The following is a 20,728-nucleotide window of genomic DNA, read 5'->3' as shown; positions in this document are numbered from 1 at the left end:
GCCCGGCCCCGCCCGGCCCCCCCACCCCGGGCGCCCGAAAGGCGCCCCCCGCGCCCACGTGCGACCGTTCGTGACCCGTATGCGACCGCCATGCGACCGAAGTTGTGCGCAATACCCCACCGGACTCGGGTTCTCCTGGAGCCCGTTGGGGGAAGGAGGTTCCCACACAGCCGCGCCGACCTCGGGGAGGGGCACGTGCTCAGCAGCACACACCATGCCGCGCACCACACCGCACAGCTCGCGGACGTCGTCATCGTAGGAGCCGGAGTCTCAGGACTCGCGGCCGCACACCACCTGATCGCGGCGGGGGTCACGGTCACCGTCCTGGAGAACGCCGACGATCCCGGAGGCCGCATGGCCACCGAATCGGCCGACGGGTTCCGCCTCGACCGGATCGGGCAGCTCCTCAACACCTCGTACACCGAACCGGCCCGCACCCCCGGTCTGGAGGGCCTCACGCTGCGGCCCTTCGCCCCCGGGGTCCTGGTGCACGGAGTCGACGGCAAGCAGCAGCGCGCCGGGGCGCTCACCCCGGCCCGCGCGCTGGCCAGCGGTTCCCTCGACCAGGCCCGGCTCAGCGCCGCCCTCGGCCGGCTCGCCGCGCTGCCCGAGGAACGGGTGCTGGCCCGGCCGGAACGCTCGGCGCTCACCGCGCTGCGCTCCCGCGGCCTGCCACCGCGCACCGTGAACGGGGTCCTGCGCCCCCTGCTCTCCACCCTGCTCCGCGACCCGGACCTCACCACCTCCAGCCGCGTCGCCGACCTCGCGCTGCGCACCTTCGTCCGGGGCCGGCTCGCCGTGCCCGAGGGCGGGGCCGCGGCCTTGCCGCGGCTGCTCGCGGCGTCCCTGCCGCCGGGCACCGTACGCACCGGCGTCCGGGTCCGGTCGGTGGCGACCAGCCTGGTCACCACCGAGGAGCACGGTGACTTCCGCTGCCGTTCCGTGGTCCTCGCGACGGGCGCCCGGGCCGCGGCCGAGCTGCTGCCGGGGTTGCGGGTGCCGCGCTTCCACGAGGTGACCGTCATCCACCACGCGACCCCCGCGCCGCTGCCCTGGGACGGTTCGCTGCTCCTGGACGCCGACCCGAAGTGGCCGCTCGCGCACACCACCGTGATGAGCGCGGTCGACCCGAGCCGGGCGCCGACCGGCCGCAGCCTGGTCACCACCACCGTCCACGGCGCACCGCCCCCCGCTCGGACGGTGGCCTCACGGTTGGCCCGGCTCTACGACACCTCGACCCGTGACTGGGACCTGCTCGCCGTGCACCACACCCCGGAGGCCGTGCCCGCGATGCCCCCGCCGTACGACCTGCGGCGCCCGGTGCGGGTCCTGGCGGGGCTCTACGTGTGCGGGGACCACCGCGACTCCAACACGGTCCAGGGCGCCCTGCACTCCGCCCGCCGGGCGGCCACGGCCCTGCTGCGCGACTTCGGGATCCCGCTCCCGGCCGCCCCGGAACCAGCCCTTCCGGCGGTGGCCTGAGAACCACCCCGGCCAAGGCCCGGTCCCACCCGCGGGGGCCGGGCCTTCCGCACGCCCCGCCCGGCCCAACCGGGCCAGGACCCGACCCCCGCTCAGGGCCCGGCCCCCGCTCAGGACAGTGCCGCCACCCGGTCCCGGTACGTCCGCACCGCCGACGCGTCCCGGTACGGCTCCAGCCGCCGCTCGAAGTCCCGTACGTACTCCACCGCGCGCACCGACCGCATCTCCATCGCCTGCTGCGCCGCCTCCGCGCCCAGCGCGCACGCCTGGTCCAGTTCGCCCAGCCCGAGCCGGGCCGTGGCCAGCACCACCCGGCAGAACAGCCGGGACCGCGCGTAGCCGGGCGAGCGCAGTTGCAGGGAGCGTTCCGCGTGCTGGGCGCAGGCCCGGTACTGCTGGAGGTCCCGGTGGCAGTGCCCGAACTCGTCGGCGAGCTGCGCCTCGTCGAAGAACCGGGCCCACGGCGGTACGTCGTCCCCCGGCCGGCCCGCGCCCAGCGCCCGCTCGGCGCGGACCAGGGAGGCCGTCGCCGACCGCACCTCGCCGAGCACCGCGTGCCCGCGCGCCTCGGCGGCGTGCAGCAGCGCCTGCACCACCGGCGGGGGCCCCGAGCCGACACCCTGCTGGGCGACCCGGGCCAGCTGGACGGCCTCGCGACCGTGGCCGAGGTAGACCGCCTGCCGGCTCATGGTGACCAGCACGTACGACCCGTACGGCCGGTCCCCGGCGGCCTGCGCGAGGCGCAGCGCCTGGACGAAGTACCGCTGGGCGAGTCCGTGCGCGGCGATGTCGTACGAGGTCCAGCCCGCGAGCCGGGTCAGGTCGGCGGCGGCGGAGAACAGCCGCCGCCCGGTGGTCTCGCCGTAGGTGCCGCGGAGCATGGGTTCGGCCTCGTGCTCCAGGTAGCGCACGAGGGCCTGGCGGGCGTGGCCGCCGCCGTAGGCGTGGTCGAGCGTGCGGAACAGTTCGCTCACCGAGCGCAGGGCCGCGATGTCCCCGCCGGTGACCCGCTGTCCGGGGCCGCGGTCGACCTGCCGCTGCCGGGGCACCGAGGCGCGGCCCTGCGCGGGGACGCGGGAGGCGACGCTGTCCGCGCCGCGTCCGACGCGTTCGTCGGCCCGGCCGATGAGCCAGTCCCGGCTGGGCACCACGAGGCCGGCCGGGGTGAAGGCGATCTTGCGCAGCTCGGCGTGCGATCCGGAGTCCTTGCGCCACAGCCCGCTCGCGATGTCCACGGCCTCCTCGGGGGTGGCCGCGAACTCCAGCCCGGCGTAGACCGGCGCGCACGCGTCGAGGCCCAGGTCCTGCGCCGACAGCCGTCGCCCGAGGCGCCGGGTGAAGACCTCCGCGATCAGCGCGGGGGTGGTGCCGCGGGGCTGCTGGCCGCGCAGCCACCGGGTCACGGAGGTCTTGTCGTAGCGCAGGTCCAGACCGTGCTCCAGGCCGAGTTGGTCGACGCGGCGGGCGAGCCCGGCGTTGGAGAACCCGGCTTCCGCGATCAGCGCCGCGAGCTGCCGGTTGGGGACGCGCTGGGCAGGTCGTTCCGTCATCTGCTCCACGGTTTCCTGACGTGACGGACCGGAGTCCCGGCCCTGTGAACGGCGTGAATGTAGCGGCGAACTCCGCCCGCACCGCCCTCTCTGCCCCACATTCATCCGATCGTGTGCAGAATGGGTAGGGCTCTTTACGGACCGGCCGGTGACCTCCGCGTACGCTGCGGCCCATGACCCGCCGGCCCCACGGGGCTCACCACCCCGACGCGTACGCGGAATCCACAGCTCCGCTGCCCGCTCCCGAGCTCACCGAGGCCGAGTGCCGTCGGTGCGGCACCTACATCGCGGGGCTCGACGGCCGGTACGCGTGCGGGGTGTGCGGCTGGGTCAACGACCACTCCGAGGGCCACCGCCGGCTGCCGCGGGCCGACGAGGACCCGGACCTCCCGCGCAAGGGGCGCAAGCGCCCCGAGCGCCCCCCGGGCCCGCCGCCGGAGGCCCGCACACTGCTCGGACCCGGGCGCTGAAGCCCGGGACACCGGGGGCCTGAAGGAGCCCGCGGGAGCCGCCGTACCCTTGGCCGGGTGCGGTACGTGCACACAGCAGGTTCAACGAGGAGGCGCTGCGGTGACTGAGCTTCGGTTTGTCCATCTGGGCTTCGGGCCGGAATCGGTCGAGTACACCGAGGCCTGGGAAGAGCAGCGGCGCGTCCACGCCGCCCGCTTCGCGGACGAGATCGAGGACACCTGCCTGCTGGTGGAGCACCAACCGGTGTACACCGCAGGCCGGCGCACCGACCCGAGCGAGCGCCCCCTCGACGGGACGCCCGTCATCGACGTGGACCGCGGCGGCAAGATCACCTGGCACGGGCCGGGTCAACTGGTCGGCTACCCGATCATGAAGTTGCCCCGCCCGGTGGACGTCGTCGCGCACGTCCGGCGCCTGGAGGACGCCCTGATCCGCACGGCGGCCGAGTTCGGCCTGGAGACCACCCGCATCGAGGGCCGCTCCGGGGTCTGGGTGCTCGGCGACCCCGTCGAGGAGCGCCCGAAGATCGGTGGGCTCTCCCTGGAGTTCGATCCCCGGCTGCACGACGAGGAGTTCGACGCCCGCCTGAACGGGCCCGAGTACGCCCCCTCCAACGCCGGCCAGCGCCGCGAGGACCGCAAGCTCGCCGCCATCGGGATCCGCGTCGCCAAGGGCGTCACGATGCACGGTTTCGCGATCAACGTGAACCCCGACAGCACCTGGTTCGACCGGATCATCCCCTGCGGCATCCGGGACGCCGGTGTGACCTCGCTCTCGTACGAACTGGGCCGCGAGATCACCATCGCCGACGTGCTGCCCGTCGTGGAGCGGCACCTGAAGGACGTGCTGGAGCAGGCCGAGCTGCGACCCCGCGCGATCGAGCCGGCCGTGGGCTGACGCCCCCGGGAATGCGTCCGGCGGCCCCCAGGTTGGCCGACGTAAGAGCGTATGAAATTACGGGCGTACCCTGGTGGGCGCCGAAGAATCGAAGTCACAGGGAGCCGGTCGTGTCCGCAGTCGCACCCGACGGACGCAAGATGCTGCGCCTCGAAGTCCGCAACGCCCAGACCCCCATCGAGCGCAAGCCCGAGTGGATCAAGACCCGGGCGAAGATGGGACCCGAGTACACCAAGATGCAGGCCCTGGTGAAGGGCGAAGGACTGCACACGGTGTGCCAGGAAGCCGGCTGTCCGAACATCTACGAATGCTGGGAGGACCGCGAGGCCACCTTCCTCATCGGTGGCGACCAGTGCACCCGGCGCTGTGACTTCTGCCAGATCGACACGGGCAAGCCCGAGGCCCTGGACCGGGACGAGCCGCGCCGTGTCGGCGAATCCGTGGTCACCATGGACCTGAACTATGCCACCATCACCGGTGTCGCCCGCGACGACCTGCCCGACGGCGGCGCGTGGCTGTACGCGGAGACGGTCCGCCAGATCCACCAGCAGACGGCGCACCGCGAGAGCGGTCACACCAAGGTCGAGCTGCTCGCGCCGGACTTCAACGCGGTCCCGGAGCTGCTGGAGGAGGTCTTCGCCTCCCGCCCCGAGGTCTTCGCGCACAACGTCGAGACCGTGCCCCGCATCTTCAAGCGGATCCGCCCGGGCTTCCGCTACGAGCGCTCCCTCGACGTGATCACCAAGGCCCGCGAGTACGGCCTGATCACCAAGTCGAACCTGATCCTCGGCATGGGCGAGGAGCGCGAGGAGGTCAGCGAGGCGCTGCGCGACCTGCACGCGGCCGGCTGCGAGCTCATCACCATCACCCAGTACCTGCGGCCCTCGCCGCGGCACCACCCCGTCGAGCGCTGGGTGAAGCCGGCGGAGTTCGTGGAGCTGGCGAAGGAGGCCGAGGAGATCGGCTTCTCCGGCGTCATGTCGGGCCCCCTGGTCCGCTCCTCGTACAGGGCGGGACGCCTCTACACCCAGGCGATGGAGAAGCGAAGCCGAGCCGGAGCGTAGGTTGCGGGTTCGCCCGAGGTACGAGGGCGGGCGCGCGGCCGTAGCGGTGGCGAGGCGGAGCTCGACGGGGTTTGTGTGAAGCGAAGCCGAGCCGGAGCGTAGGTTGCGGGCGATGTGAAGTCGTTCACATAAACCTACCAAGCAGTAACACAGTGTCGACGCGGCCCCTAGGCTCTTATCGGGAGAGCCTGGGGGCCGCGTCAATATTTCATCACGTTTGACCGGCCGGTCATGCCCTGGTAACACCAGTCAGTGACGCTGGGTCCACGCACCGCACACGCCCATCGATGCGAGCTCCGAGAGAGGGACCGACATCATGCAGGCCGCGCCCGTACGCGCCATCGCCATTCCGTCCGTAGCCGAGGCCTTCCGCGGCATCGAGTCGCTGCTCATGAGCGGCGCCCGCCGCAACGCCTGGACGGCGGTCCTGGAAGACCGTCGCAGGGCGAAGGACCGGGTCGAAACCGAGCACGTACTCGAGGCCGCGGCTACCCGGACCCCGCGGGCCACGTAAACTTCGCCTCATGGCGAGGAAGTCAAACGCAGAGACTGCTGCGAACCCCGGGCGACTGAAGCAGATCGCCCTGACGTACAAGATGACGCGCAAGGCCGACCCGAAGGTCGGTCTGATCGTCGCGGGCGTGGGAATCGTCACCTTCGGTGTCTTTCTTGCGATCGGCTTCCTGATCGGTCACCCGGTTTACCTGGGCATCCTGGGCTTCCTGGTGGCGTTCCTGGGGATGGCGATCATCTTCGGGCGACGGGCCGAGCGTGCTGCCTTCGGGCAGATGGAGGGACAGCCGGGCGCTGCCGCGGCCGTACTGGACAACGTGGGACGGGGCTGGTCGACCACCCCGGCCGTCGCGATGAACCGGAACCAGGACATCGTCCACCGGGCCGTCGGCAAGGCGGGCGTGGTCCTGATCGCCGAGGGCAACCCGAACCGGGTGAAGACCCTGCTCGCGGCCGAGAAGAAGAAGCTGGCCCGGATCATGCCCGACGTCCCGGTGCACGACTTCATCGTCGGTACCGGCGAGGGCGAGGTGCCGCTCAAGAAGGTCCGTACGACGTTGCTGAAGCTGCCGCGCGTCCTGTCCGGCCCGCAGATCACCCAGGTCAACGACAAGCTCCGGGCCATGGGCGACCTCATGAGCAACATGCCGGTGCCGAAGGGTCCGATGCCCGGACGTGGCGGCTCCGCTCGCCCGCCCCGCGGACGCTAGTGGCCTAGAGGGCCGCTCCGCTTTCCGTATACGACGGGGCGGAGGCCCGCCGCACGACACGCGGCGCACGTACGACGCAGGGGCGCCCCCGAAGCCATCCGGCCCGGGGGCGCCCCTGCGTCGTACCCACCTCGCGTGCCCGCCGCTCCGCCTGCGTGCCCGCCCGGAGGCGGAGCCTAGATGCGGACCTGGACCGCGCCGGCCAGCCGGTCGTGCAGGCCGCGTCCGTCCCGGTCCCAGACGAGGGCCGGGATGACCAGGGCCAGCAGCACCGTACGGATCACCACGCGGACGATGCCGAGGCGGTTGCCGTTCTGCCCGATGACGCGGAGGCCGAGGATCCGCTTGCCGGGGGTGAAGCCCACGGTGCCCACGGTGAGGATCGTCAGGGCGACGAAGAGCCCCAGCGTCCAGTTGCGGGTGGCGGCCAGGTCGCCACCCGTGATCAGTCCGTATGCGATGAGCTGGCAGCCGACCCAGTCGATGAGCACCGCGCCGATCCGACGGCCGAAGCGGGCCACGGAGCCGGGCCCCGACTGGGGCAGACCGAGCTGCTGGCCCCGGTACCCGAAGTCGACGCCCATGTCCTCGGCGGCCGCACGGGGGCCGGAAAGCCAGGATCCGATTGCTTGCCTGTTGTCCACTCGACCACGGTACCGGTGGTGCTCCATCGACCTCCGACGGGACCCTGGTTAACTTGTGCGAAACAAATGGGTCATGCTTGAGAAATCCCGTCTGCTTATGGTCGGGTCAGCGTGCGGCACCGCACTGACGCACCACGAGCTATAAAACCCGCCCCTGCCCCGGGGCCGGGAGTAGGAGGAGTTGGATGTTCCAGAACGCCGACGAAGTGAAGCAGTACATCGAGGAGAACGACGTCAAGTTCGTTGACGTCCGCTTCTGCGACCTGCCTGGTGTGATGCAGCACTTCACCATCCCGGGGCGGGCGTTCGACCCGAACGAGGAGCTCGCCTTCGACGGCTCCTCGATCCGCGGCTTCCAGGCGATCCACGAGTCCGACATGGCGCTGCGTGCCGACATCAGCACCGCGCGTCTGGACCCGTTCCGCAAGGACAAGACGCTCAACATCAACTTCTTCATCCACGACCCGATCACGGGCGAGGCCTACAGCCGTGACCCGCGCAACATCGCGAAGAAGGCCGAGGCGTACCTCGCCTCCACCGGCATCGCCGACACCGCGTACTTCGGCCCCGAGGCCGAGTTCTACGTGTTCGACAGCGTGCGCTTCGCGACCACCGCGAACGAGAGCTTCTACCACATCGACTCCGAGGCCGGCGCCTGGAACACCGGTTCCGAGGAGAACAACCGTGGTTACAAGGTCCGCTACAAGGGTGGTTACTTCCCCGTAGCCCCGGTCGACCACTTCGCCGACCTGCGCGCCGAGATCTCCCTCGAACTGGACGCCCAGGGCCTCCAGGTCGAGCGTCAGCACCACGAGGTCGGCACCGGCGGCCAGGCCGAGATCAACTACAAGTTCAACACGCTGCTCGCCGCGGCCGACGACCTGATGCTCTTCAAGTACATCGTGAAGAACGTCGCCTGGCGCAACGGCAAGACCGCGACCTTCATGCCGAAGCCGATCTTCGGTGACAACGGCTCGGGCATGCACGTGCACCAGTCGCTGTGGGCGAACGGCGACCCGCTGTTCTACGACGAGGCCGGCTACGCGGGCCTGTCGGACACCGCCCGTTACTACATCGGCGGCATCCTCAAGCACGCCCCGTCGCTGCTGGCCTTCACGAACCCGACGGTGAACTCCTACCACCGCCTGGTTCCGGGCTTCGAGGCGCCGGTCAACATGGTGTACTCGCAGCGCAACCGTTCCGCCGCGATGCGCATCCCGATCACGGGCTCGAACCCGAAGGCCAAGCGCGTCGAGTTCCGCGCGCCGGACCCGTCGTCCAACCCGTACCTGGCCTTCGCGGCGCTGCTGCTCGCGGGTCTCGACGGCGTCAAGAACAAGATCGAGCCGATGGAGCCGATCGACAAGGACCTCTACGAGCTCTCGCCCGACGAGCACGCGAGCGTCCCGCAGGTCCCGACCAGCCTTGAGGACGTCCTCAAGGCCCTGGAGGAGGACCACGAGTACCTCCTGGCCGGCGGTGTCTTCACCCCCGACCTCATCGAGACCTGGATCGACTACAAGCGCACGCACGAGATCGCCCCGATCGCGCAGCGTCCGCACCCGCACGAGTTCGAGCTGTACTTCGACCTCTAGGTCGTAGCCCCGAAACAGCGGGTCATGCCTGATGGGAGGCCCCCCGCCGCACTCCACGGAGTGCGGCGGGGGGCCTTTCCGCTTTGACAGGTCGTCCCGGTCGAGTGAGGGTTGAAATGACCTAAAAGCCGGATAAGCGAGACACGTTCGGAGGTGCATGAAGATGCGCCGCAGGATCATCGCCACAGTCGTCGCCGGGGCCGCGGGGCTCACTCTGGGCCTCCTGCCCGTCGGCAGTGCATCGGCAGCGGTCACCGGGGGCGGGGGTGGAGGCGGAGGCGGGGGAGGCTGGTGCGACTCGCGCTACGACGACTGCTGCGACCGGAACTGGGACAGCCGGTACTGCGCGGCGGGCGTCGGCGGCTGGTACGACCCGAACTGGCGCGACAACTACTACAACTCGAACTACTACGACTCCGACTGGCGCGGCCACGACCGGTACGACTCGGACCGGTACGGCGACTGGAACCACTACGACTCCGGCGGCTACGGCGGGTACGACGGCAACTGGAACGACGGCTGGGGCGGCGGGTACCGCTACAACGACTAGCGGTACGCCCGCCGCACCGGCCGGAGCCGCCGCACCCGCCGGACCCCCGGCGCCTAGTCCGCCGGGCCCCGCAGCAGCGGCATCGCGCCGGTGAGGTCGCGCAGGCAGCGGACCGCCATTTCGGCGGGGGAGCCGGGTCCCGCCACGGGGGCGTCGGTGGTCGACCAGAGCTCCAGCGAGATGCGGATCGCATCGGTGGCGGCCGCTGCCAGCAGGCGTACGGGCAGGGGCTCCGCCCCCGGCCCGACGAGCCGGGCGATCACCGGGACCAGGCGCTCCTCGGAATCCTGGTTCACCCGGTACCAGACCGCCCGCAGGGCCTCGTCGCCCGCGGCGGCACGCAGCAGTCCGCGGGTCACCTCCAGCCCCTCCTCCACCGCCTGGGAGTCGCTGAGAGAGCGGGTTATCGCCCGTGCCAGGGCTTCCCCCAGCGGGGTCCCCGGGTCCTCCTCCGCGAGCAGGGCCCGCCAGGCGTCGCCGCCGCCGGCGAGCAGCGGGGCCACGGCCTCCTGCTTGTTGCGGAAATAGCGGTAGAACGTGCGCAGCGCGACGCCCGCGCGGTGGGCGATGTCTTCGGCGGTGGTGCCGTCGGGGCCGTGTTCGGCGAACAGTTCGCAGGCCGCGCGGGCGATGTCGAGCTGGGTGGCGGCTTTGCGGCGCTCGGTCAGCGACTGGGTCCCGGGACCGCTCTGGGGGGAGTACGGACGAGGAGATCTCACAGGTGAAGCGTACCGTCCGACATGTGGGCGATTGCATGCATTGACAGTCTGGCAAAACGTGCCATGGGGTCGGTACGCTTCGCCCCATGAACCGTTACGAAGGACGTCGCGTCCTCATCACCGGCGGCGGCTCCGGCATCGGCCGGGCCACCGTCCACCGCATCCTCGCCGAAGGCGGCCGCGTACACGCCGTGGACGTGAACGAAGCCGGGCTCGACAGCACGACCGACCGGGCCGCGGCCGACGGCCACGCCGACCGGCTCAGCACCGCCGTACTGGACATATCCGACGAGGCCGCGGTGAAGGCGGGCGTCGCCGCCGCCGTCGACGCCCTCACCGGCATTGACGTACTGGTCAACGCGGCGGGCATCCTGCGCTCGGCGCACACCCACCGGACCACCCTCGACTTCTGGAACAAGGTCATCGCGGTCAACCTGACCGGCACCTTCCTGATGATCCGCGAGTCCCTCCCCGCGCTCCTCGCGGGCGAGCAGCCGGTCGTCGTGAACTTCAGCTCCACCTCGGCGTCCTTCGCCCACCCCTACATGTCCGCCTACGCGGCCAGCAAGGGCGGCATCCAGTCCATGACCCACGCCCTGGCCGCCGAGTACAGCAAGCAGGGCCTGCGCTTCGTCTCCGTCGCCCCCGGCTCGATCGAGAGCGGCATGACCACCGGGAACGGCCCCGGCCTGCCCGAGGACACCGACTGGAGCCTGTTCACCAAGCTCGCCCCGGCCCTCGGTCAGGGCTTCGCCGGCCCGCAGGCCGTGGCCGGAGTCGTCGCCATGCTCGGTTCCGAGGACGGCGCGTTCATCACCGGCACCGAGATCCGCATCGACGGCGGCACGCACTACTAGTCCGTCCCACCGGGTGCCGACCGGCCCGGGGATCAGCCCCGGAAGCGGTCCCAGAGCCGGGGGAAGCGCTCCGCGAGCACGGCTTCGTCCTCGAAGTCCAGCGCAGTGCCCTCCGGCTCGGCCGGCTGGAGCGGCACGCCGAGATCCGGGGCCACCGCACCGGTCAGCTGCTCGTACGCCTCGTCGGCCGCGTACCCGAGCTCCTCGCCGTCCCCGTCGATCTCCTCGTCGAACTCGCCGAGCAACTCCGCCAGGTGGTCCGGGTCGTGCACCCCGCCCTCGAAGACCTCCCGGCCCTGGCCGATCAGCCAGCACCGGAAGTAGTCGAAGGCGTCGTCGCTCGCCCCGTCCAACAACACCCAGGCGGCGCCCCACAGGTCCCAGGTGTACGCGCGGTTGTAGCGCGACTCGAAGTGCCGCGCGAAGTCCAGCACGGAGTCCGGGTCGAGCAGTGCCAGCCGCTCGACGAGCAGCTCGGCGTGTTCCTCGGGGTCGCCCTCGGCGGCCTCGCGGGTACGGTCGACGATCTCCCAGAACTCCGTCTCGTCCATCACCGCTCCAGCATCACGGGTCCACCCCCGCGCCGCCACCGCTCATACGGCCAAAGGCCGGTGACCGACCCCCACACGGCCGCACGGCCCACCCCAAAACGCCGCGAGGCGGCCCGTCCCCTCCTGGGCGGGCCGCCTCGCGGGCGGTCGTGCGGTGCGTCGCGGCCTACAGGCCGTAGCGCTCCCGGGCCTCCTTGACGGAGGACGCCGGGACCTCGCCGCGGCGGGCGAGCTGGGCCAGGGCGGCCACGACGATCGACTGGGCGTCGACACCGAAGTGACGGCGGGCGCCCTCACGGGTGTCGGACAGACCGAAGCCGTCCGTACCCAGCGAGGTCCAGTCCTGCTCCACCCACTGGCTGATCTGGTCCGGGACCTGACGCATCCAGTCGGAGACGGCGAGCACCGGGCTCGTGACGCCCTCCAGCGCGCGGGTCACGTACGGGGTGCGGAGTTCGCCGCGCAGCAGCGCCTCGTCGCACTCCAGCGCCTCGCGGCGCAGCTCGCCCCAGGAGGTGGCGGACCATACGTCGGCGGACACGTTCCACTCGGCGGCGAGGAGCTTCTGCGCCTCCAGCACCCAGTGGATCGCCGTACCGGAGGCCATCAGCTGGACCTTCGGGGCATCGGCGGCCGGGGCCGCCTCCGCGAGGTCGGCCGCCGTGTTGAAGCGGTACAGACCCTTGAGGATGCCTTCCTCGACGCCCTCGGGCATCGGGGGCTGCACCTTGGGCTCGTTGTAGACCGTCAGGTAGTAGAAGACGTCTTCCGGCTTCTCGCCGTACATCCGGCGCAGACCGTCCTTGACGATCACCGCGATCTCGTACGCGAAGGCCGGGTCGTAGTTCAGCGACGCCGGGTTCGTGGACGCGATCAGGTGCGAGTGGCCGTCCGCGTGCTGGAGGCCCTCACCGGTCAGCGTGGTGCGACCGGCGGTGGCGCCGACGATGAAGCCCTTGCCGAGCTGGTCGGCGAGCTGCCACATCTGGTCGGCGGTGCGCTGCCAGCCGAACATCGAGTAGAAGATGTAGAAGGGGATCATCGGCTCGCCGTGCGTCGCGTACGACGTGCAGGCGGCGATGAAGTCGGCCATGGCGCCGGCCTCGGTGATCCCCTCGTTGAGGATCTGGCCGTCCTTGGCTTCCTTGTAGTACATGAGCTGGTCGCGGTCGACCGGCTCGTACGTCTGCCCCAGCGGCGAGTAGATGCCGGCCGACGGGAACAGGGACTCCATGCCGAAGGTACGGGCCTCGTCGGGGACGATCGGCACCCAGCGCTTGCCGGTCTCCTTGTCCCGCATCAGGTCCTTCACGAGCCGGACGAAGGCCATGGTGGTGGCCATCTCCTGCTTGCCGGAGCCCTTGAGCAGCGGGGCGAAGGAACGGTCGGCCGGCGCCGGCAGGGCGACGTGCTTGACGTTGCGGGCCGGGGCCGGACCGCCGAGCGCCGAGCGGCGCTCGTTCAGGTACTGGACCTCGGGGCTGTTCGCGCCCGGGTGGCCGTAGGGGACGACACCGTCGGCGAAGGCGCTGTCCGGGATCGGGAGGCCAAGGAGGTCACGCATGTCCTTGAACTCGTCGATCGTCAGCTTCTTCATCTGGTGGTTCGCGTTCTTCGACTCGAACCCGGCACCCAGCGTGTAGCCCTTGACGGTCTGCGCGAGGATGACCGTCGGCGCGCCCTTGTGCTCCAGGGCGGCCTTGTACGCGGCGTAGACCTTGCGGGGCTCGTGGCCGCCGCGGGAGGTGTGGAAGCACTCCGCGATCTTCGCGTCGGACAGCACGCCGGCCAGCTGCACGAGCTCGGCGTTGGCGCCGAAGAAGTGCTGGCGGATGTAGGCCACGTCGCGGGTCGCGTACGTCTGGAACTGAGCGTCGGGTACCTCGCGCAGGCGGCGTACCAGGGCGCCCGTGGTGTCGAGCTGGAACAGCTCGTCCCAGGCGGAGCCCCACAGCGACTTGATGACGTTCCAGCCGGCGCCGCGGAACTGGGCTTCCAGCTCCTGGACGACGCGGAAGTTCGCGCGGACCGGACCGTCGAGGCGCTGCAGGTTGCAGTTGATGACGAAGGTCAGGTTGTCGAGCTGCTCGCGGGAGGCCAGGGCCAGGGCGGCGGTCGACTCGGGCTCGTCCATCTCGCCGTCGCCCAGGAAGGCCCAGACGTGCGAGTTGGCGGTGTCCTTGATGCTGCGGTTCTGCAGGTAGCGGTTGAAGCGCGCCTGGTAGATCGCCGACAGCGGGCCGAGGCCCATGGAGACCGTGGGGAACTCCCACAGCCACGGCAGGCGCCGCGGGTGCGGGTAGGACGGCAGGCCGTTGCCGCCGGACTCCTGGCGGAAGTTGTCGAGCTGCTGCTCGGACACGCGTCCGTCGAGGAAGGCGCGGGCGTAGATGCCGGGGGAGGCGTGGCCCTGGATGTAGAGCTGGTCGCCGGATCCGTCGGCCTCCTTCCCGCGGAAGAAGTGCTGGAAGCCGGTCTCGTACAGCCACGCGGCGGAGGCGAAGGTGGCGATGTGGCCGCCGACGCCGTACTTGGAACCGCGGGTCACCATGGCGGCCGCGTTCCAGCGGTTCCACGCGGTGATCCTGGCTTCCATCTCCATGTCACCGGGGAACTCGGGCTCCGCGGAGGTGGGGATGGTGTTGACGTAGTCCGTCTCCAGCAGCTTCGGCAGGGCGAGGCCGGCGGCCTCGGCGTGCTGGAGCGTACGGCGGAGCAGGTATTCGGCGCGGCGCGTACCGGCGGCCTTGGCGACGGCGTCGAGTGAGGCCGCCCATTCGGCGGTCTCCTCGGTGTCGCGGTCCGGGAGCTGGTCGAGCTCGCTCGGAAGCTTTCCTACGGGGTCGGACATCGGTGTGCGCCGCCTTCCGGACAAAGGAGAGGTGGTGGTGATAAGAACCCTGACGGGCAGGACAGGGTCATTGGACCCGGTGGGGTCCGCGTTGACTGTAAAGCGCTGATCGATGATCGATCAAATAAAAGTGACAAATAAATGTCACTCCGGCGAAAGTCGGCACCCGGTGCCAGCGATCGAGGCACGGCGTGCCCGTGGATCGAGTGCACGACAGGGCACCGGAGGACCCCTGGAGATCCGCTCGAAACCGCAGGTCGGAGACGGTTTCGCCAGCGGACGGAAGAGTGCCCCGGGCCGGTCCGGCGGGCCGTGTTCAGGCGCGCGGGGCGCAGCCGAGAACGTGCCGCTTCACGAGCAATCCGATGTCCGGATCCTGGGACCGAAAAGCCGCCACGAGGGCTTCGTGCTCCTCGGCGTAGGACTTCTGGACGGTTCCCAGCCACCGGATGGACAGGGCCGTGAACACCTCGATGCCCAGCGACTCCCAGGTGTGCAGCAGCACGCTGTTCCCGGCGGCCCGCACCATCTCCCGGTGGAAGCCCACGGTGTGCCGCACCTGCGCGGTGCCGTCCTCGGTGCGGTCGGCCTCCCACAGGGCCGCCACGTGCGGCTCCAAGGCCGTGCAGTCGGCCGCCAGCCGGGGCGCCGCCAGCTCGGCGGCGATCTGCTCCAACCCGGCCCGTACGGGGTAGATCTCCTCCAGGTCGGCCGCGGACAGGTTCCGTACGCGAACGCCCTTGTTCGGCGCCGACTCGATGAGCCGCAGCGTCTCCAGCTCGCGCAGGGCCTCGCGCACGGGCGTCTGGCTGACCTCCAGCTCCACGGCGATGCGGCGCTCCACGATCCGCTCGCCGGGCTTCCAGCGGCCGCTGACGATCCCCTCCACGATGTGCTCGCGGATCTGCTCGCGCAGCGAGTGCACGACGGGTGGGGTGATCATCGGCTCTTCATCTCCTGTGGGGGCACGCGGGGCCTGATGCCGTAGACAATACGGCGGCGTGGCCTGCTGCGATGCGTTCCTTGCGGGTGACGCTTCGTGAGGCTCGTTACAACGCCGAAGCCCCCGCCCGGACGAATCCGGGCGGGGGCCTCGTATACGGCGTTTCGGTCCGGGGACCTTACAGGCCGAGCTCGACCTCGAACTCGCCGGCCTCGAGGATCGCCTTGACGGCCGAGAGGTACCGGGCCGCGTCCGCGCCGTCCACCAGGCGGTGGTCGTAGGACAGGGTCAGGTACGTCATGTCGCGGATGCCGATGTTGGTGCCCTCGGCGGTCTCGATGACCACCGGACGCTTGACCGTGGCACCGATGCCCAGGATGGCGACCTGGTTCGGGGGCACGATCACCGTGTCGAACAGCGCACCGCGCGAGCCGGTGTTGCTGATGGTGAAGGTCGCGCCCGACAGCTCGTCCGGCGTGATCTTGTTGCCGCGGACCTTGCCGGCCAGATCGGCGGTCGCCTTGGAGATGCCCGCCAGGTTGAGGTCACCGGCACCCTTGATGACCGGGGTCATCAGGCCCTTCTCGGAGTCCACGGCGATGCCGATGTTCTCCGAGTCGAAGTAGGTGATGGTGCCCTCGTCCTCGTTGATCCGGGCGTTGACGACCGCGTGGGCCTTCAGCGCCTGGGCCGCGGCCTTGACGAAGAACGGCATCGGGGACAGCTTGACGCCCTCGCGGGACAGGAAGCCGGCCTTGGCCTTCTCGCGCAGCTTCATGATCTTGGTGATGTCCACCTCGACCACGGAGCTGAGCTGCGCCTGCGAGTGCAGGGCCTTCATCATGTTGTCGCCGATGACCTTGCGCATGCGGGTCATCTTGACGGTCTGACCGCGCAGCTCGGAGACCGCGGCGGCCGGAGCCTTGGCGGCGGGAGCGGCAGTCGCGGCGGCCGGAGCGGCGGCAGCGGCCTTCGCGGCCTCGGCGGCGGCGATGACGTCCTGCTTGCGGATGCGGCCACCGACACCGGTGCCCGAAACCGTGGACAGGTTGACGCCGGACTCCGAGGCGAGCTTGCGCACCAGCGGGGTCACGTACGCGCCCTCGTCGCCGGCCGGGGCCGGAGCGGCGGGAGCGGCCGGGGCCGCGGCGGCCACGGGCGCCGGAGCGGCCGGAGCCGGAGCCGCGACCGGAGCGGCGGCGGCCGGAGCGGCAACCGGAGCCGGGGCGGCGGGAGCCGGGGCGGCAACCGGAGCCGGGGCGGCCGGAGCGGCCGGAGCGGCGGGAGCCGGAGCGGCGGCCGGAGCCGGGGCGGCGGCGGCCGGGGCAGCCGCCGGAGCGGCACCGGCGGCTCCGATGACGGCCAGACGGGCGCCGACCTCGGCGGTCTCGTCCTCGGCCACCAGGATCTCCAGCAGGGTGCCGGAGACGGGGGCGGGGATCTCGGTGTCGACCTTGTCCGTGGAGACCTCGAGCAGCGGCTCGTCGGCCTCGACGGACTCGCCGACCTCCTTCAGCCACCGGGTGACGGTGCCCTCGGTGACGGACTCGCCCAGGGCGGGCAGTACGACATCGGTGCCGGACGCGGCCGGAGCGGCCTCGGCGGCCGGAGCCGCGGGGGCCTCGGCGGCAGGAGCCTCGGCGGCCGCGGGGGCCTCGGCGGCGGGTGCCTCGGCGGCCGCGGGGGCCTCGGCGGCCGGAGCCTCAGCGGCCGGAGCCGCGGCCGGGGCGGCGTCGCCGGAGCCGTCGTCGATGACGGCCAGCTCGGCGCCGACCTCGACGGTCTCGTCCTCGGCGACCTTGATGGAGGCCAGGATGCCGGAGACGGGCGACGGGATCTCGGTGTCGACCTTGTCGGTCGAGACCTCGAGCAACGGCTCGTCGGCCTCGACGCGCTCGCCCTCGGCCTTCAGCCAGCGGGTGACAGTGCCCTCGGTGACGCTCTCACCGAGCGCCGGAAGGGTTACGGAAACCGACATGGTTTCAGTTGCTCCTAACGAAAGTGCGGAAGTGGTCGTCGCGCCCGCGAACGATCAGTCGTGTGCGTGAAGCGGCTTGCCGGCCAGGGCCAGGTGGGCCTCGCCGAGCGCTTCGTTCTGGGTCGGGTGGGCGTGGATGAGCTGCGCGACCTCGGCCGGCAGGGCTTCCCAGTTGTAGATCAGCTGGGCTTCGCCGACCTGCTCGCCCATGCGGTCACCGACCATGTGGACGCCGACCACGGCACCGTCCTTGACCTGGACGAGCTTGATCTCGCCCGCGGTCTTCAGGATCTTGCTCTTGCCGTTGCCCGCCAGGTTGTACTTCAGGGCCACGACCTTGTCCGCACCGTAGATCTCCTTGGCCTTGGCCTCGGTGATGCCGACGGACGCGACCTCGGGGTGGCAGTACGTCACGCGCGGGACACCGTCGTAGTCGATCGGGACGGCCTTCAGGCCGGCCAGACGCTCGGCGACGAGGATGCCCTCGGCGAAACCGACGTGCGCGAGCTGGAGGGTCGGGACGAGGTCACCGACGGCGGAGATGGTCGGCACGTTGGTCTGCATGTACTCGTCGACCAGCACGTAGCCGCGGTCCATCGCGACGCCCTGCTCCTCGTAGCCCAGGCCCTGCGAGACCGGACCACGACCGATGGCGACCAGCAGCACCTCGGCCTCGAAGGTCTTGCCGTCGGCGAGCGTGACGCGGACGCCCGACTCGGTGTACTCGGCCTTCTCGAAGAAGGTGCCGAGGTTGAACTTGATGCCGCGCTTGCGGAAGGCGCGCTCGAGGATCTTCGAGCTGTTCTCGTCCTCGACCGGGACGAGGTGCTTGAGGCCCTCGATGACGGTGACGTCGGTGCCGAAGGACTTCCACGCCGAGGCGAACTCGACGCCGATGACGCCGCCGCCCAGGATGATCGCGGACTCGGGCACGCGGTCCAGGACCAGCGCGTGGTCCGAGGAGATGACGCGGTTGCCGTCGATGTCGAGACCCGGCAGGGACTTCGGCACGGAGCCGGTCGCCAGGAGCACGTGGCGACCCTGGATCCGCTGCCCGTTGACGTCGACGGAAGTCGGGGAGGAGAGGCGGCCCTCACCCTCGATGTAGGTCACCTTGCGGGAGGCGACCAGCCCCTGCAGGCCCTTGTACAGGCCGGAGATGACATCGTCCTTGTACTTGTGCACTCCGGCGATGTCGATGCCCTCGAAAGAGGCCTTGACACCGAACTGTCCGGCTTCGCGTGCCTGGTCCGCGATCTCACCGGCGTGCAGCAGAGCCTTCGTGGGGATGCAGCCGTTGTGCAGGCAGGTGCCGCCGAGCTTGTTCTTCTCGATCAGCGCAACGTCGAGACCCAGCTGGGATGCGCGGAGAGCCGCGGCGTAACCGCCACTGCCACCGCCGAGGATCACCAGGTCGAAAACGGTGCTGGCGTCGTTCGCCACGTCACGTCCTCCATGCATGTGCGCCGGGCACCGGTCCTCTGTGACCGGGCGGCGGCTGGTATTCGGCCGCTTGTTTCTTCGGCCCTGTGGTGGGGGCCCTGTCCTGCCGAGAACCCATCTTCGCATTTGTCGGGGGAACGCGGGACGCCGGGCCCCCGGGGTGGACCGTCGTTCCGCCCGAAGTAACGGTTACCCATGCGTAGAAACCTACTGATCCTCGACGTTTCTTCCAGAGCGAACGCGCCCCGGGCCCCTCGGCGGGATCCCGGGGCGCGCTGCCGCTCGTGAAACGGGTCTCGGGGAGGGAACGTCAGCCCAGGTCCCCGGTGGCGGTGCGCTCGGCCAGCCGCACCAGGGTGCGCACGGCGGAACCGGTGCCGCCCTTGGGGGTGTAGCCGTACGGGGCGCCCTCGTGGAAGGCCGGGCCCGCGATGTCGAGGTGGGCCCAGGTGATGCCCTCGCCGACGAACTCCTGGAGGAAGAGACCGGCGACCAGGCCGCCGCCCATCCGGACACCCATGTTCGCGATGTCGGCGGTGGGGGAGTCCATGGTCTTGCGCAGGTCCTCGGGGAGCGGCATCGGCCAGGAGGCCTCGCCGACCTCGTCGGCGATCTCGTGGATCGAGGTGCGGAAGGCGTCGTCGTTGGCCATGATGCCGAAGGTGCGGTCGCCCAGGGCCAGCACCATGGCGCCGGTCAGGGTGGCGACGTCGACGATCGCGTCCGGGTTCTCCTCGGAGGCCTTGGTCAGCGCGTCGCCCAGGACCAGGCGGCCCTCGGCGTCCGTGTTGAGGACCTCGACGGTCTTGCCGCTGTACATGCGCAGCACGTCACCGGGCTTGGTGGCGGAGCCGGAGGGCATGTTCTCGGCCAGGGCGAGCCAGCCGGTCACGTTGACCTGGAGGCCCAGCTTCGCGGCCGCGACGACGGCGGCGAACACGGCGGCGGCGCCGGCCATGTCGCACTTCATCGTCTCGTTGTGGCCGGCCGGCTTCAGGGAGATGCCGCCCGAGTCGTAGGTGATGCCCTTGCCGACGTAGGCGAGGGTCTTCTCCGCCTTGGGGTGGGTGTAGGACAGCTTGACCAGGCGCGGCGGGTTCTCGGAGCCCTTGCCGACGCCCATGATGCCGCCGTAGCCACCCTTGACGAGGGCCTTCTCGTCCAGGACCTGGACCTTGATGCCGTTCTCCTTCGCGGTCGCGGACGCGACGGCGGCGAAGGCCTCGGGGGTGAGGTCGTTCGGCGGGGTGTTGATCAGGTCACGGGCGATGTTGACCTCGGCCGCCACGACGGAGGCGCGCTCGGCCGCGGCCTTGTGCTCCTTGTCGCGGGGCTTGGCGCCCAGCAGCGTCACCTCGGTGAGGGGCTGCTTGGGGCCGGAGTTCTTGGCGCCCTTCTTCTCGCCGCCCTGGTAGGCGGTGAAGGCGTACGCGCCCAGCAGCGCGCCCTCGGCGACGGCGGTGACGGCGGAGGCGTCGTCCAGGGGCAGGGCGAAGGCGGCCTTCTTGGCGCCGTGCAGCGCGCGGGCCGCGGCGCCGGCGGCGCGGCGCAGGGCCTCCTCGTCGAAGGACTCGTCCTGCTCGGGCACGGGGCCCAGGCCGACCGCCAGCACGACCGGGACCTTCAGGCCGGCCGGGGCGGGCAGCTTGGTGGTCTCGCCTTCGGCGCCGGAGGCGCCGAGCGCGTCGAGCACGGCGGCGAGCTTTCCGTCGAACGCCTTGTCCACGGCCTCGGCGCCGGCGGCCACGACGGGGCCCTTGGGGCCCTTCGCCACGCCGACCACGAGGGCGTCGGCGCGCAGCGTCGCCGCGCCGGCAGTGCTGAGAGTCAGAGCAGTCACGGTGGTGAAGTCTCGCTTCCGTTTTATGTGTGTGGGCGCTGCGGTCACGTCGGGATCGCCGGCCGTTCCG

Annotated in this window: 18 protein-coding genes; 9 read left to right on the top strand and 9 right to left on the bottom strand. The window is 70.9% G+C overall.

What is annotated here, in order from left to right:
* Nucleotides 1-195 precede the first annotated feature (195 nt).
* Complete coding sequence (locus ACFY0I_RS26985; protein WP_388900684.1) at nucleotides 196-1,482, top strand: FAD-dependent oxidoreductase; 1,287 nt, start codon at nucleotides 196-198, stop codon at nucleotides 1,480-1,482.
* A 110-nt stretch (nucleotides 1,483-1,592) separates the two neighbouring features.
* On the opposite strand, the gene ACFY0I_RS26980 is transcribed toward ACFY0I_RS26985, so the two are convergent.
* Nucleotides 1,593-3,032 carry a regulator gene (locus tag ACFY0I_RS26980; RefSeq protein ID WP_388900683.1) on the bottom strand — a complete coding sequence of 480 codons (1,440 nt, stop codon included), beginning with the start codon at nucleotides 3,030-3,032 and terminating at the stop codon, nucleotides 1,593-1,595.
* 173 nt (nucleotides 3,033-3,205) lie between these two features.
* On the opposite strand from ACFY0I_RS26980, the gene ACFY0I_RS26975 reads away from it, so the two are divergent.
* The 5 genes from ACFY0I_RS26975 (at nucleotide 3,206) to ACFY0I_RS26955 (ending at nucleotide 6,687) form a co-directional block, all read left to right on the top strand.
* Nucleotides 3,206-3,502, top strand: coding sequence for a hypothetical protein (locus ACFY0I_RS26975; RefSeq protein WP_388900681.1), 297 nt, complete (start codon nucleotides 3,206-3,208; stop codon nucleotides 3,500-3,502).
* A gap of 100 nt (nucleotides 3,503-3,602) precedes the next feature.
* Nucleotides 3,603-4,400 carry a lipoyl(octanoyl) transferase LipB gene (gene lipB, locus ACFY0I_RS26970; protein ID WP_388900679.1) on the top strand — a complete coding sequence of 266 codons (798 nt, stop codon included), beginning with the start codon at nucleotides 3,603-3,605 and terminating at the stop codon, nucleotides 4,398-4,400.
* A 110-nt stretch (nucleotides 4,401-4,510) separates the two neighbouring features.
* Nucleotides 4,511-5,464: a lipoyl synthase gene (gene lipA / locus ACFY0I_RS26965; protein ID WP_281210005.1), complete on the top strand. Its 954-nt coding sequence runs from the start codon at nucleotides 4,511-4,513 to the stop codon at nucleotides 5,462-5,464.
* Between the two features lie 316 nt (nucleotides 5,465-5,780).
* Nucleotides 5,781-5,978 carry a hypothetical protein gene (locus ACFY0I_RS26960; protein WP_281210004.1) on the top strand — a complete coding sequence of 66 codons (198 nt, stop codon included), beginning with the start codon at nucleotides 5,781-5,783 and terminating at the stop codon, nucleotides 5,976-5,978.
* Between the two features lie 10 nt (nucleotides 5,979-5,988).
* Complete coding sequence (locus tag ACFY0I_RS26955; protein ID WP_388900677.1) at nucleotides 5,989-6,687, top strand: DUF4191 domain-containing protein; 699 nt, start codon at nucleotides 5,989-5,991, stop codon at nucleotides 6,685-6,687.
* A gap of 176 nt (nucleotides 6,688-6,863) precedes the next feature.
* Here ACFY0I_RS26955 and ACFY0I_RS26950 read toward each other — a convergent pair whose 3' ends face one another.
* Nucleotides 6,864-7,331 (bottom strand): RDD family protein, encoded by a 468-nt coding sequence (locus ACFY0I_RS26950; protein ID WP_388900676.1) that lies wholly within the window; start codon nucleotides 7,329-7,331, stop codon nucleotides 6,864-6,866.
* 185 nt (nucleotides 7,332-7,516) lie between these two features.
* Between ACFY0I_RS26950 and glnA the strand changes: the two genes are divergently transcribed.
* Together glnA and ACFY0I_RS26940 are read left to right on the top strand one after the other, a co-directional pair.
* A complete protein-coding gene (gene glnA, locus ACFY0I_RS26945) occupies nucleotides 7,517-8,926 on the top strand; it encodes a type I glutamate--ammonia ligase (protein ID WP_031148608.1) in 1,410 nt (469 codons plus the stop codon).
* Nucleotides 8,927-9,089: 163 nt separating this feature from the next.
* Complete coding sequence (locus ACFY0I_RS26940; RefSeq protein ID WP_388900674.1) at nucleotides 9,090-9,476, top strand: hypothetical protein; 387 nt, start codon at nucleotides 9,090-9,092, stop codon at nucleotides 9,474-9,476.
* Between the two features lie 53 nt (nucleotides 9,477-9,529).
* On the opposite strand, the gene ACFY0I_RS26935 is transcribed toward ACFY0I_RS26940, so the two are convergent.
* A complete protein-coding gene (locus ACFY0I_RS26935) occupies nucleotides 9,530-10,195 on the bottom strand; it encodes a TetR/AcrR family transcriptional regulator (protein WP_388900673.1) in 666 nt (221 codons plus the stop codon).
* A gap of 86 nt (nucleotides 10,196-10,281) precedes the next feature.
* Between ACFY0I_RS26935 and ACFY0I_RS26930 the strand changes: the two genes are divergently transcribed.
* Complete coding sequence (locus ACFY0I_RS26930) at nucleotides 10,282-11,052, top strand: SDR family NAD(P)-dependent oxidoreductase (protein ID WP_388900671.1); 771 nt, start codon at nucleotides 10,282-10,284, stop codon at nucleotides 11,050-11,052.
* A gap of 32 nt (nucleotides 11,053-11,084) precedes the next feature.
* Here the strand turns inward: ACFY0I_RS26930 and ACFY0I_RS26925 are convergent, their stop codons facing one another.
* The 6 genes from ACFY0I_RS26925 to ACFY0I_RS26900 all read right to left on the bottom strand — a co-directional run bounded on the left by ACFY0I_RS26925 (nucleotide 11,085) and on the right by ACFY0I_RS26900 (nucleotide 20,658).
* Nucleotides 11,085-11,603 (bottom strand): DUF4240 domain-containing protein, encoded by a 519-nt coding sequence (locus ACFY0I_RS26925; RefSeq protein ID WP_388900670.1) that lies wholly within the window; start codon nucleotides 11,601-11,603, stop codon nucleotides 11,085-11,087.
* Nucleotides 11,604-11,769: 166 nt separating this feature from the next.
* Nucleotides 11,770-14,454 (bottom strand): pyruvate dehydrogenase (acetyl-transferring), homodimeric type, encoded by a 2,685-nt coding sequence (gene aceE, locus ACFY0I_RS26920; RefSeq protein ID WP_388900668.1) that lies wholly within the window; start codon nucleotides 14,452-14,454, stop codon nucleotides 11,770-11,772.
* A 316-nt stretch (nucleotides 14,455-14,770) separates the two neighbouring features.
* Nucleotides 14,771-15,394: a GntR family transcriptional regulator gene (locus ACFY0I_RS26915; RefSeq protein WP_356883254.1), complete on the bottom strand. Its 624-nt coding sequence runs from the start codon at nucleotides 15,392-15,394 to the stop codon at nucleotides 14,771-14,773.
* A gap of 181 nt (nucleotides 15,395-15,575) precedes the next feature.
* Entirely contained in the window at nucleotides 15,576-17,375 is a 1,800-nt protein-coding gene (gene sucB / locus ACFY0I_RS26910; protein ID WP_388900667.1) for a 2-oxoglutarate dehydrogenase, E2 component, dihydrolipoamide succinyltransferase, read from the bottom strand.
* Between the two features lie 54 nt (nucleotides 17,376-17,429).
* Complete coding sequence (gene lpdA / locus ACFY0I_RS26905; protein WP_362877246.1) at nucleotides 17,430-18,818, bottom strand: dihydrolipoyl dehydrogenase; 1,389 nt, start codon at nucleotides 18,816-18,818, stop codon at nucleotides 17,430-17,432.
* A gap of 310 nt (nucleotides 18,819-19,128) precedes the next feature.
* The gene (locus tag ACFY0I_RS26900; protein ID WP_388900665.1) at nucleotides 19,129-20,658 is read right to left on the bottom strand and encodes a leucyl aminopeptidase; all 1,530 of its coding nucleotides are present in this window, start codon (nucleotides 20,656-20,658) and stop codon (nucleotides 19,129-19,131) included.
* Nucleotides 20,659-20,728 lie beyond the last annotated feature (70 nt).

Source organism: Streptomyces sp. NPDC001568, from assembly GCF_042893755.1.
Classification (GTDB): domain Bacteria; phylum Actinomycetota; class Actinomycetes; order Streptomycetales; family Streptomycetaceae; genus Streptomyces.
The sequence above is the reverse complement of the archived record's forward strand: the minus strand, read 5'-3'. Positions and strand labels throughout refer to the sequence as shown.